15 protein-coding genes are annotated in these 12,685 nt (G+C 37.9%); all 15 read right to left on the bottom strand.

Annotation, left to right across the window (positions count from 1 at the left end; genetic code table 11):
- Positions 1-3 precede the first annotated feature (3 nt).
- Positions 4-294: an EscU/YscU/HrcU family type III secretion system export apparatus switch protein gene (locus tag E1I69_RS04065; RefSeq protein WP_136378326.1), complete on the bottom strand. Its 291-nt coding sequence runs from the start codon at positions 292-294 to the stop codon at positions 4-6.
- Positions 291-887: a hypothetical protein gene (locus E1I69_RS04060; RefSeq protein WP_136378325.1), complete on the bottom strand. Its 597-nt coding sequence runs from the start codon at positions 885-887 to the stop codon at positions 291-293. The genes E1I69_RS04065 and E1I69_RS04060 overlap by 4 nt, the downstream gene beginning before the upstream one ends.
- Complete coding sequence (locus tag E1I69_RS04055) at positions 884-1,663, bottom strand: ribonuclease HII (protein WP_136378324.1); 780 nt, start codon at positions 1,661-1,663, stop codon at positions 884-886. The genes E1I69_RS04060 and E1I69_RS04055 overlap by 4 nt, the downstream gene beginning before the upstream one ends.
- 83 nt (positions 1,664-1,746) lie before the next feature.
- Positions 1,747-2,589: a ribosome biogenesis GTPase YlqF gene (ylqF, locus tag E1I69_RS04050; protein WP_136378323.1), complete on the bottom strand. Its 843-nt coding sequence runs from the start codon at positions 2,587-2,589 to the stop codon at positions 1,747-1,749.
- Between the two features lie 51 nt (positions 2,590-2,640).
- The gene (gene lepB / locus E1I69_RS04045) at positions 2,641-3,174 is read right to left on the bottom strand and encodes a signal peptidase I (RefSeq protein ID WP_136378322.1); all 534 of its coding nucleotides are present in this window, start codon (positions 3,172-3,174) and stop codon (positions 2,641-2,643) included.
- 140 nt (positions 3,175-3,314) lie between these two features.
- Positions 3,315-3,659, bottom strand: coding sequence for a 50S ribosomal protein L19 (gene rplS, locus E1I69_RS04040; RefSeq protein WP_077617796.1), 345 nt, complete (start codon positions 3,657-3,659; stop codon positions 3,315-3,317).
- A 135-nt stretch (positions 3,660-3,794) separates the two neighbouring features.
- Positions 3,795-4,532: a tRNA (guanosine(37)-N1)-methyltransferase TrmD gene (gene trmD / locus E1I69_RS04035; protein WP_136378321.1), complete on the bottom strand. Its 738-nt coding sequence runs from the start codon at positions 4,530-4,532 to the stop codon at positions 3,795-3,797.
- 1 nt (position 4,533) lies between these two features.
- Positions 4,534-5,046, bottom strand: a complete 513-nt coding sequence (rimM, locus tag E1I69_RS04030; RefSeq protein ID WP_136378320.1) for a ribosome maturation factor RimM — start codon at positions 5,044-5,046, stop codon at positions 4,534-4,536.
- 12 nt (positions 5,047-5,058) lie between these two features.
- Positions 5,059-5,445: a YlqD family protein gene (locus tag E1I69_RS04025; protein WP_136378319.1), complete on the bottom strand. Its 387-nt coding sequence runs from the start codon at positions 5,443-5,445 to the stop codon at positions 5,059-5,061.
- A 103-nt stretch (positions 5,446-5,548) separates the two neighbouring features.
- Positions 5,549-5,779, bottom strand: coding sequence for a KH domain-containing protein (locus tag E1I69_RS04020; protein WP_136378412.1), 231 nt, complete (start codon positions 5,777-5,779; stop codon positions 5,549-5,551).
- Positions 5,780-5,793: 14 nt separating this feature from the next.
- The gene (gene rpsP, locus E1I69_RS04015) at positions 5,794-6,066 is read right to left on the bottom strand and encodes a 30S ribosomal protein S16 (protein WP_136378318.1); all 273 of its coding nucleotides are present in this window, start codon (positions 6,064-6,066) and stop codon (positions 5,794-5,796) included.
- Between the two features lie 149 nt (positions 6,067-6,215).
- Positions 6,216-7,556 (bottom strand): signal recognition particle protein, encoded by a 1,341-nt coding sequence (gene ffh, locus E1I69_RS04010; RefSeq protein ID WP_136378317.1) that lies wholly within the window; start codon positions 7,554-7,556, stop codon positions 6,216-6,218.
- A 12-nt stretch (positions 7,557-7,568) separates the two neighbouring features.
- Positions 7,569-7,898 (bottom strand): putative DNA-binding protein, encoded by a 330-nt coding sequence (locus E1I69_RS04005; protein ID WP_136378316.1) that lies wholly within the window; start codon positions 7,896-7,898, stop codon positions 7,569-7,571.
- Positions 7,899-8,023: 125 nt separating this feature from the next.
- Positions 8,024-9,013, bottom strand: coding sequence for a signal recognition particle-docking protein FtsY (ftsY, locus tag E1I69_RS04000; protein WP_136378315.1), 990 nt, complete (start codon positions 9,011-9,013; stop codon positions 8,024-8,026).
- Positions 9,014-9,030: 17 nt separating this feature from the next.
- On the bottom strand, positions 9,031-12,600 hold the full coding sequence (gene smc / locus E1I69_RS03995; protein ID WP_136378314.1) for a chromosome segregation protein SMC: 3,570 nt from the start codon (positions 12,598-12,600) through the stop codon (positions 9,031-9,033).
- Positions 12,601-12,685: the final 85 nt, after the last annotated feature.

The following is a 12,685-nucleotide window of genomic DNA, read 5'->3' as shown; positions in this document are numbered from 1 at the left end:
AAACTATTCATCTCGTTTTTCGATACTTTTATCCATTTTATAAATAAAAGCAAAGATTTCCGCGATTACCTGGTACAATTCCTCAGGAATCCCCTCATTTAATTTTAGTTCACCTAATATCTCCACTAATGCACTATCCTCCTGGATGGGGATACTATGAGCCTCAGCCATCTCAACGATATTTTGAGCAATGAGCCCCTTACCTTTTGCAACAATTTTTGGTTCAGCATCTAGCTTTTCATCGTATGACAAAGCAACCGCCTTCAGTCCATTTTCTTCCGGTGACTTTTTCATATTTTCACATCCACTTTTTCATGAACTTCTTCAAATCCGGTTTTCTCATATTGATTGTCTCTTGCAATTGGGTTCACAATTTTAATCGATGAAAGCAAATATCCTTGCTTTTCCAAATTGGTATGAAGAGTGGGCTTCAGTTCTTCGACTAGCAACTCGATTCCTTCTCTGTCATTAAAGATGGATATGGATAAGATACGGTTTTGAACTTTTACATCAATGACCACCTCTTTTAACTCATGTAGCTCTAAAGAAAAGAGGAGGTGACAAAAAGCAGGATCGATTTTCCCGTTTTTCTTCCTACCATCCATTCGTATCGATATAGTTTGATTAGCTGAGTTCTGAAAAGTAAATTGTTGCTGGAGAAATTGGGTTGAGTCACTAGATGTTAATTCAACAGTGTCTGTTTGAAGCATCCGACTATGATTGACTATATTGTCTGCAATTTCTTCTCCTCCTACTGGTAATAGATTAGGAAGATGACCGGTAGCATTTTGTGTCTTTTGTTCAGTTGGATTTGCATTTGATAAAGAGTGAAGCTTTTGAAAGGCTTCACTCTTCATTAAGATTTGAAGTAAATGAATTGGTATCATTTGTTTACCTCGATTAACTCTCGTACTGGAGCAAATGAACGACGATGTTCACTTGTAACACCATATTTTTTAAGTGCTTCCAGATGGTATGCCGTTCCATATCCCATGTGCTTTTCAAATCCGTATTGTGGAAATTCGTGGCTTAAGCGTACCATAAGACGATCTCTCGTTACTTTTGCAATGATGGAGCTTGCAGCGATCGACACGCTTTTTGCATCCCCTTTTATGATGGATGTTTGTGGAATATCAATTGGAATTTCCATGGCATCCACTAAAAGATAATCCGGCTTAACTGACAAACCTAATAAGGCCTTTTTCATCGCCTGCTTTGTTGCTTGATATATATTTACATCATCAATAACATCAGCAGGGATGATCCCAATCCCAACAGAGATGGCACAGTCTGTGATTAGTTGAAATAATTCTTCTCTTTTTTGTTCAGATAGTTTCTTTGAGTCATTCAAGCCTGGTAAATAGGCATCCTGAGGCAAAATTACCGCTGCAGCAACAACAGGTCCTGCCAATGGGCCACGCCCCACTTCATCCACACCTGCAATATATGTAAAACTTTTTTTATAAAGAGCTTGTTCATATTGGGTCATTTCTTTATATTGTTGCTCTAACGCCTTTTCATCTGCCTTTTTCTTTTTCCAACGCTGCAACAGAACTTGAACGCCTTTCCGGCTATCTTGTTCGCAGTCTTTTAGAAAAGAATCCTGTTCATCATAAATCGTCGCTAACTTCTTTTCGATATCTTTGATTGTTAATTGTGACATGCCTTCACCTTCTATTTCTCGAGCTCTATGTATGTAATATCGTCATTTGCACAAAAAAATGAAGGCCCGCATTATGCGAACCTTTACGGTCTTTCAAATGTGAGCCTACCTAGTTTTTCAGTTCGGATTTCTCGAATGATTAATTCAGCTGTTTTGTCGTAATCGGTAACTCCACCAGACATTCTAGTCCCACGACGTTTTGCAATTTCGTCAAAAAGCAATACAATATCATCCGGAATTTCTTCAAGAGAAAAACGTTCCTTTAGATTTTCTGGATAATTCGCCTCTAAAAATCTAAGTGCATATACTGCGATATCTTGTAAGTTTAAAATTGTATCTTTAATCGCACCCGTTGTTGCGAGTTTCAAACCTACTTCTTGGTCCTCAAATTTGGGCCATAAAATACCGGGTGTATCAAGGAGTTCTAGTTCTTTGCCTACCTTGATCCACTGCTGCGCTTTTGTTATACCAGGGCGATCCCCTGTTTGCGCGATATTTTTCTTGGCTAAGCGATTAATTAAAGTCGATTTTCCGACATTAGGGATACCAACGATTAACGCACGAATGGCACGTGGGCGAATTCCCTTGGCCGCCATTTTGTCGAATTTTTCTTTTAAAATTTCCCTTGCTTCACTCACGATTTGTTTCATGCCATTTCCTGCTTGTGAATTTATAGCTAGGGCATGTATATCATTTTCTTTAAAGTATTCAATCCATTCTTTTGTTACCTTTGGATCAGCCATGTCAGCTTTGTTTAAAAGGAGTAGTCTCGGCTTATTTTTAATGATTTCATCGATCATTGGATTTCTTGATGATGCTGGGATTCTAGCATCCACAAGTTCGAATACGATGTCGATGAGTGAGAGTTTTTCTGTTACTTGTCTCCTTGCTTTTGCCATGTGGCCTGGAAACCATTGAATTGTCAAAATGCTTCACCAACTTATATGGTTAAATTTATGATTATTTTTGCTTTGGACTTATCTTACAATACCAAAGTCAGATAGCGGCCAGTAGATTAGGCTTGTTTCTCCTAGTACTTCGCTTATAGGGACTGGACCTATATGGCGTGAGTCTTTACTATAGCGACGATTGTCCCCCATCACAAACAGATGCCCTTCTGGAACTTCTTCAAATACAAACGGGTCTGTAAGTGGACCATCAATTAGATTTTTCTTATAATCCTCTAGATACGGTTCATCATACGGTTTACCATTGATGTAGAGAATATCGTCTTTGTATTCAATTCGATCACCAGGTAATCCAATTATGCGCTTGATGTAATCTTTTTCTACTGTTGCATGGAATACAACAATGTCAAAGCGTTCAGGTTTACCGACCTTATAGCCAATTTTATTGACGATCATACGGTCTTGGTGATGAAGAGTTGGCATCATTGATAGCCCATCTACTACAATCGGTGCAAAGAAAAAATAACGGATAACAGCTGCCAAAATAACAGCTATCGCTAACGCTTTAATCCATTCCCAAAGTTCATTTTTTTGTTTGGCCATCATTGCTCCTCCACCTGTTCTTTTCTCAACTACCAATTAGAATTTATCTAAATCATTATGTATTATTCTCTTATTATAATAATTACCCAAGCAAATGTAAAAGGAGCTTGTTATTTTTATACAAGCTCCTTTCTTTTTTATTATCGAATTTCTTTAATACGTGCTTTTTTACCACGAAGTTCGCGTAAGTAGTATAATTTCGCACGACGTACTTTACCACGGCGTACTACTTCAAGCTTCGCAATTTTTGGTGTATGCACAGGGAATGTACGTTCAACACCAACTCCGTAAGATACCTTACGAACAGTGAATGTTTCGCTGATTCCTCCACCACGACGCTTAATCACAACACCTTCGTATACCTGAATACGTTCACGAGTACCCTCGATAACTTTCACGTGTACACGTACTGTATCTCCAGGACGGAATTCAGGAAGGTCAGTTCTTAATTGTTCTTTTGTGATTTCTTCAATAATGTTTTGCATCGTCTTTTCAACTCCTTCCAACAGATGCTCTTACCAATATCCATTCATTGCAGCGGAACATCTTAATAAGACAACGGACAAATAGTCCTAAGTCACAAAGAGTATATTACCATAATCCTTGCATTGTTGCAATAGCTACTCTTCATCTATTTTAAATTCTTCTAGCCACTTTTCTTGCTTAGGTGATAACTGATAGTTTTCGAGTAAATCTGGCCGTCTTTTAATGGTACGCCGGAATGATTCTTTTTCTCGCCATTCTTCAATATGCCTATGATTTCCGGACAATAACACTTCCGGCACGCTCATGCCTCTAAAATTTGCTGGTCTAGTATAGTGGGGATGCTCCAATAATCCAGTACTGTGGGAATCTTGTACTGGTGAATCCTCATTTCCCAGCACACCTGGCAAAAGTCTTACGACACTATCAGAGATCACCATTGCAGCAAGTTCGCCACCAGTTAAGACAAAATCCCCAATTGAAATTTCTTCTGTACTTAAATGTTCACGAATTCTCTCATCATAGCCCTCATAATGGCCACAGATAAAAATAAGGTGCTCTTCTTTTGCTAGTTCTTCCGCTTTTTGCTGGTTAAATCTTTTACCCTGAGGGCAAAGTAGAATCACTTTCGGCTTAGATTCGGTTTGTTTCGTTAAATCCTCAACGGCATCAAAAATCGGCTGTGGCATTAATACCATTCCAGCCCCGCCCCCATATGGATAATCGTCAACTTTTTGATGTTTGTTGTCCGCGTATTCACGGAAATTAACAACTCGGAACGAAACTTTTTCTTTTTCTTGAGCCCTTTTTAAAATAGATTCACCTAGTACACCATTAAACATGTTAGGGAACAAAGTTAAGATATCAATTTTCATATTAAATTAATCCTTCCATGAGGTGAATGGTAATTCTTTTATCCTCCACATCAATTTCCTTCACAATCTCATCAATGTACGGAATTAAAATATCTTTACCTTTTGCTCCTTTAACAACCCAAACATCGTTTGCACCTGGTGTTAAGATTTCTTTTATCGCCCCTAATTCTTCGCCTTCCTCTGTCACAACCAAGCAGCCGATAATTTCATGAAAGTAGTATTCTCCGTCATCTAATTCCCCTAACTGACTTTCATGAACCTTGACTAGTGCACCTTTAAAACGTTCTACCTCATTTACGTTCTCATAGCCCTCAAAGGTAACTAAATCAAAATTTTTATGAGTTCGATATGATTGGACTTTAACCTCAATCGGTTCATTATCTTCCATAAAGATATATAATGTATTTCCTATCTTGTATCGTTCCTCAGGAAAATCCGTTCTTGAGATAATGCGGACCTCACCTTTGATTCCATGTGTATTCACAATTTTTCCGACGTTATACCATTTATCCATTTCTGTTCACCCCTAACGAATTTCTTCAACTATGCCTTCTTTGATTACGATTGTTCGTGCAGATGTTACTTCGTCCCAGTTGTCTCCTACATTTATGTCAATAAGGGATTGGACTTCCTTTTCTTTTATTTCACTGCCTAATGGTAGCATATGTATTTGTTCAATTTGAAACTCGAGTTGTTTGATTTTTTCCTGTCTGAGTTCAATTTCATTGGTAAAATATAGTTTGATTTTAGCCGAATCGAATTTCTTCTGTTTTTCCATCTTTTTATGTTCAAATATAAGCTGGTCACACTCTTTGAGAAGCTGGTGCTTGTTTGTTTGAAAAGAACCAAGGAGCTTTGCTTTACTATTTTGCGTTAAAATTTGTTTCACTTCAACTGTTTGGATGATTTTCACACACCACACAACCCTTACGATAGAATTCAAAGGACTTTGTAAAAAGTGTTGATCATTTATACAGAAAAAAGGGGGAGGTTACCCTCTCCCTTTTCCCTCATAATCATTCGTTAATTTCTAGATGAATTCGTTTATTATGGCCTGTTCCTGCTGCATAGACAACAGTTCTAATCGCCTTAATGACACGGCCTTGTTTCCCGATTACTTTACCCATATCGTCTTTATTTACACTTAGCAAAAAGGTGATATTACGGTTGTCAGAAGTCTCAGTGACTTCGACGTCTTCAGGATGATCAACAAGTGGCTGTACAATTGTTTTAATTAACTCTTTCATCTGTAAGTTACCCATTACTTACCGTTTTTTACGTTATGGAATTTTTCCATAATACCTTGTTTTGAGAACAAGTTACGAACAGTATCAGATGGTTTTGCACCATTTTGTAACCATTTTAATGCTAACTCTTCATCAATTTTAACCTCTGCAGGTTGAACAACTGGATTATAAGTTCCAAGTGTTTCGATTTGACGTCCATCACGTGGTGAACGAGAATCAGCTACAACGATACGATAGAAAGGAGATTTTTTTGCTCCCATACGTTTTAAACGAATTTTTACTGCCATTTTAAATAGCACCTCCGAAAATATTTCAACAAGATATAATATTAACTGTTCCACATCTGTTTGTAAAGTGTTTTTTCTTTACATCTGTGAAATGGTTATTATTACTACATTTAGTCAAGTAAAAGCATGGCTTTCCTTGAGTTTTTAATTTACATAAAAGGAAACTTAAATCCTTTTTTCTTACCTTTTGACATGTTTGTCATTTGCTTCATCATCTTTTTCATATCTTCAAATTGCTTTAATAGACGATTTACTTCTTGAACAGTTCGCCCGCTACCTTTTGCAATTCGCTTTTTACGACTAGAATTGATGATTTCAGGTTGTTCTCTCTCGACTTTTGTCATGGATCGAATGATCGCTTCAACATGGCCAATTTGTTTATCATCAACCTGAACATTCTTCAATCCCTTCATTTTGTTAGCGCCTGGTAGCATACCTAGGATCTCATCAAGAGGGCCCATTTTACGCACCTGTGCTAACTGCTCAAGGAAATCATCGAATGTGAAAGACATGGACTTAAATTTCTTTTCGAGCTCTTTTGCTTTATCCTCATCAACTGAAGCTTGAGCTTTTTCGATGAGTGATAGAACATCCCCCATCCCTAAAATACGTGAAGCCATACGTTCTGGATGGAATGCTTCTAGCGCATCCAGCTTTTCACCAAGACCCACAAACTTAATTGGTGTATTTGTAACAGCCTTAACAGATAACGCTGCACCACCACGGGTATCTCCATCAAGCTTTGTTAAAACAACGCCAGTTAAACCTAATAAATCATTAAAGCTTTGTGCCACATTGACTGCATCTTGTCCTGTCATTGCATCTACAACAAGGAAAATTTCATCAGGCCGAGCAACTTCTTTGACTTGCTTGAGCTCGTCCATCAATTCTTCATCGATGTGTAAACGGCCGGCTGTATCGATTAATACGTAGTCATGATGCTCTTCTTTCGCTTTTTCAATGGCCTGCTTTGCAATTTCAACAGGACTCACTTGGTCTCCAAGAGAAAAGACCGGCATATTCAGTTGTTTTCCTAAAGTTTGCAATTGATCAATCGCAGCTGGTCGATAGATGTCCGCAGCCACAAGAAGCGGTTTACGATTATGTTTTTTTCGTAATAGATTTGCAAGCTTACCAGTAGTGGTTGTTTTACCTGCACCTTGTAAACCAACCATCATAATAACAGTTGGTGGTCTTTTGGCAACCGCAATTTTACTTTGCTCGCCACCCATTAATGCAGTAAGTTCCTCCTGAACGACTTTAATAACTTGCTGTCCCGGAGTTAAGCTTTTCATCACTTCTTGTCCAACGGCTCTTTCACTTACACGCTTTACAAAATCCTTAACAACTTTGAAGTTAACGTCTGCTTCAAGTAAGGCAAGACGAACCTCTCGCATCATTTCCTTTACATCGGATTCTGATACTTTTCCTTTACCGCGAATTTTCTGTAGTGTTCCTTGCAGTCGGTCGGCTAATCCTTCAAATGCCATTCTTGCCGCCTCCTATTCTAATTTCTCAAGCAACTGTATCACATTTTGAAGCTCTAGGCTATCATCATATTTATGTGAAAGTCGTGTTAGCTCAGCAAACAGTTTTCTGCGCTCTTGAAATTTCTGAAATAGTAACAGTTTTTCCTCATACTCTTCAAGCATTGTCTCTGTACGCTTGATGTTGTCATAGACTGCTTGACGACTAATCTTATATTCCTCTGCTATTTCACCAAGGGAAAAGTCATCTAAATAATATAAAGACATATAGTTTCGCTGCTTTGGTGTTAACAACGATTGATAGAAATCGAAGAGATAGTTCATTCTCATTGTTTTTTCAATCATAGTATCTCCCCCTTGTTAAGTGAAATACCTTTACAATTCAATAGTTTACCTACTTTACAAAGCGTTGTCAAGTTAATTTACTTTACTTAAAAGAGAGCCTTGGGGAAGGCTCTCTTTTAAACGTTTTATTCTTCTGTTTTTTCGACTAAATCTGCGAATAGACCATAGACGTAGTTTTGTGCATCGAATTCTTGGAGGTCGTCAACTTTTTCTCCTAATCCAACCAGTTTTACAGGGATATTTAGTTCATTACGAATCGCAAGGACAATACCGCCCTTAGCAGTTCCGTCTAATTTTGTTAATACAATACCTGTAACATTTGTAGCCGCAGAGAATGTTTTCGCCTGTGTTAAAGCGTTTTGTCCAGTGGTGGCATCAAGAACAAGCAACACTTCATGCGGAGCACCTGGTAATTCACGTTCGATTACTCGTTTTACCTTTTCAAGCTCTTTCATTAGGTTCACTTTGTTTTGAAGACGTCCCGCTGTATCACATATTAACACATCGACATTACGAGATTTTGCTGCTTGAACGGCATCATACATAACCGCTGCAGGATCTGAACCTTCCGATTGTTTAATCACCTCTACACCCACACGGTCGCCCCACACTTCAAGCTGCTGAATTGCACCGGCACGGAATGTATCGCCTGCTGCTAACAGGACTGATTTTCCTTCATTTTTCAAGCGATTTGCAATTTTTCCAATGGATGTCGTTTTGCCAACACCATTAACACCGACTACTAAAATGACTGTGAGTCCTTCATCTTGAATATTAAGCTTTGGTGATTTTTCTTCACCGCCTTGGTAAATTTCGACGAGTTTTTCTGAAATGACACCTTGAACCTCTTTTGTGTCCTGAATGTTCCTTTTCTTGACTTCCATCTTTAATTCATCAATTAGTTCCATAACGGTTGAAACACCGACGTCTGCTGCAATTAAAATTTCTTCAAGTTCCTCAAAAAAGTCCTCATCAACCTTACGATAGCGAGCAACTAAATCATTCACTCGTTCGGAAAAGGAATTACGTGTTTTAGATAAACCATCCCTAAATTTCTCAGTAACCGCATCCGTCTGATTTGTAATCTTTTCTTTTAATTTCTTAAAAAAGCTCATGTAAATCCCCTTTCAATCTAGTTTTGGGTCACCAATTCTTTCGTTTCTTCAAGACGAACTGAAACAAGTTTAGAAACGCCTGATTCCTGCATGGTCACACCATATAATACATCTGCTTCTTCCATCGTACCTTTTCGGTGAGTGATTACAATAAATTGAGTTTCTTTACTATATTTCTTTAAATATTGTGCAAATCGGAATACATTCGCTTCATCAAGCGCTGCTTCAACTTCATCCAAGACGCAGAATGGAACCGGTCGAACTTTCAGGATTGAAAATAACAGCGCTATTGCTGTCAATGCCCTTTCTCCACCAGATAAAAGTCCTAAGTTTTGCAATTTTTTTCCTGGCGGTTGTGCGACAATTTCAACACCTGTATTTAAAAGATCATTTGGGTCAGTAAGGCGAAGGTCTGCTCGTCCACCACCAAAAAGCGCTTGAAAAACAGTTTCAAAATGGGAGCGAATACTTGTAAAAGTTGTTTCAAACCTCTTTTTCATTTCGTCATCCATTTCGTCTATGACCTGGAACAAAGTATCCTTCGCTTCCTGCAAGTCATTTTGCTGTTCAGTTAGAAACGTATAACGCTCCGATACTCTGTCATACTCATCAATTGCGCCAAGGTTCACTGTTCCAAGCTCTTCAATTGCAAGCTTTACTAGTTTTACCTTCTTTCTAGCTTCGGAAACTTCAATTTGAAGTGGGAATTGTTCTTTTGCAGCTTCATAGGTTAATAAATATTCCTCACGAAGATGTGTTAAACAATTTTCCAATTCAACATCCAAGCGATTCACTTTGACTTCTTCATCCTTTAAAATATCTACAAGTTGCTTATGCTGACGTCTTGATTCTTTTAATTCACGTTCAAGATCTTCAAGTGTCGTTTGTAGTTTCAGGCGATGCTCTCTTTTATTGCTGATCATTTGAATCGTATTATTTTTATCATTAAATTTTTGTTTTGCTGCTTCTTCGAGTTCCATTTCTCCAGAATTACTTGAGGTCATTTCATTATCCAGAAGCGATAAATCTTCTTTCAATTCAGTTAGCTTAGCAAGCCCTTCAGTCACTTCTTCTTCTAACCGATTCATTTTCTCTTGTTGATGTTCAAGCGCTTGTTTTTTTCTTGCTAAAATAACCTTTTGATCTGTAATTTCTGTTTGTACCGTTTCTCGTGAAGTCTGTTGGTCAGATTTTTTGGAATTAAGCTGATTGATGGTCTCATCCAACGTGTTGAGCTCTTCTTCAAGAGTGGATAGTTCAGATTTTAACTCTTCTAGTCGACCCGTCATTCTTTCCTTATCAACTTGGTACTGTTGCTTTTCATCATCATACAATTCCAAATGCTCATTCACATTTTGCTCTTTTAAAGCTACTTCACGGTATTCACCTTTAACGGTTTGTTCTTTTAAACGTAATGATTCACCAGCTTGACGCAAGCTTTCAAGCATACCTTCTTGTTCTGAGATTTGCTTTTTCTTATCCTTGACTGTTTTTTCAAGTTCAGCAGTTTTCGCTTCCATTTCAGAAAGCTTTTCTGTAATGGTCTCAAGCTCCCTACCACGGCTTAGTAAAGAATTTGATTTCTGTTTGACAGCTCCACCAGTCATTGAACCACCAGGATTGACAACATCACCGTCAAGGGTAACCACTCGATATCTGTGTCCTACAAGGGAAGCCAGTTCATTCGCACCTTTTAAATCTGTCGTAATTAAAATGGTACCCAACAGATTTGCGATAATCGAGTGATATCTTTCTTCATAGGTAACTAATTCAGAAGCTACACCAATAAATGCTGGATGCCCTTTGATCGAAACAAGTTGTGTTGCGGAAATGGAACGTTCCTTAATCACATTCATTGGTAAAAATGTCGCGCGTCCAAAAGAATTTTTCTTTAAATACTGGATCGCTGTTCTTGCATTTTTTTCATGATCCACAACAATATGCTGTGTTGCTGCACCTAATGCAATTTCAATCGCGGTTTCATATTCCTTTGGCACATGAATGAGTTCGGCAATTGCCCCTTCAATACCTTCAAGTTGGTCGTTTCTTGCTTTTAAAACTTCCTTAACACCCTGAAAGAATCCAGAATAATCATCCTGCATTTCTTCTAGCATTTCTTTTCTTGATTTCGTTTGTTGTAGGTATTGATAAGCCTGGTAGAGCATACTCTCTTGCTTCTGATAGTTTTTCTTGTTATTTTCTAGCTTTGTTTGTAAGTCTCTATATGAAACAATCTGATGGTTAATTTCTTGCTCAATAACAGAAAGTTTCGTTTGGAGTCGTACTTTTTCATCAAGTATTTCCTTGCGCTCCGTAAGATATTTTTGATTTGATTCACTTAAACGATTTACTTTCGCATCTTGCTGTGCAAGTTGTTCCTTAATATAGCCCATTTCATTACGATATGAGGCTTGCTTATTTAACAACTCAAAATAATCGCTTTTTAAATTCTCAATTTTTTCTTCAATGTTTTGATCATACGATGCCAGTAATAATTGTTTCTCTTTCAGCTGTTGTTCAAGCTCTCTTACTTCTTCACTAAGTTTTGATAGTTCATGTTGCTCTGTTTGTTTTTTCTCGCTCAGGCTCTCTACCCTTTGTGACAACTCAAGAATGGAGTTTTCAAGTTGATCTTTATTTTGCGTCGCATTTTTTTTGCGTTCTTTTAAGACTTCTTTTCGACCTTCTAATTTTTCTAGTTCCTCACTTGTACGCAAAAGAAGCTGTTGGAGCTCATGAATCGATAAATCTGTCGCCTCGATTCCACTTCTCAGCTCCTCAATTTTCGCTTCCTTGCTTTGCAGTTTTGTGTTTAAAGCAAGTTCTTGTTCTTTATGCTCTTCAACAAGCTTAGATAGCTTCTCCCATTTATCATGAAGATCTTCAATTTCAAATACTGTTAAGCCGACTTCAATTTTTTCCAGTTCTTCTTTTTTCTCCAAATAGTCTTTTGCAATCGAAGACTGGATTTGCAATGGTTCAATTTGAGATGCAAGCTCATGAATAATGTCGTTCACTCGATTTAAATTTTCCTGTGTTTCAGCAAGCTTATATTCTGCTTTCTTTTTACGGGTTTTATATTTTAAAACACCGGCAGCTTCTTCAAAGATGCTTCTGCGCTCTTCAGCTTTACTGCTTAGTATTTCTTCTACTTTCCCTTGACTGATGATTGAAAAAGCTTCACGGCCAAGTCCGGAATCCATAAATAAATCAACGATATCCTTTAGTCGACATGCTTGTTTATTAATATAAAATTCACTTTCTCCAGACCGATAGACGCGACGCGTTACGCTCACTTCATGATAATCGATTGGTAAAAAGTGGTCCTCATTATCCAATGTTAATGTTACTTCAGCCACATTCAATGCTTTCCGGCTGTCACTTCCCGCGAAAATGATGTCTTCCATTTTCGAACCACGCAGAGATTTTGCCGACTGTTCTCCAAGAACCCAACGAATCCCGTCGGTTATATTACTTTTCCCACTACCATTTGGTCCAACGACAGCCGTTACACCAGGTACAAAATCTACCGCAATTCTTTCAGCAAACGATTTAAATCCTACTATATCTAAACGTTTGAGGAACATAAGCTTCCCCCTCAATTCGAAATTCAAGTCCTACATATTTTAACACAAACTACTGTTTTATTGGATTACTTTTTACAGCCTTCCT

This window comes from Bacillus timonensis (assembly GCF_004799755.1).
GTDB lineage: Bacteria > Bacillota > Bacilli > Bacillales > Bacillaceae_L > Ferdinandcohnia > Ferdinandcohnia timonensis_A.
This window is presented reverse-complemented; position numbering and strand designations above follow the sequence as displayed.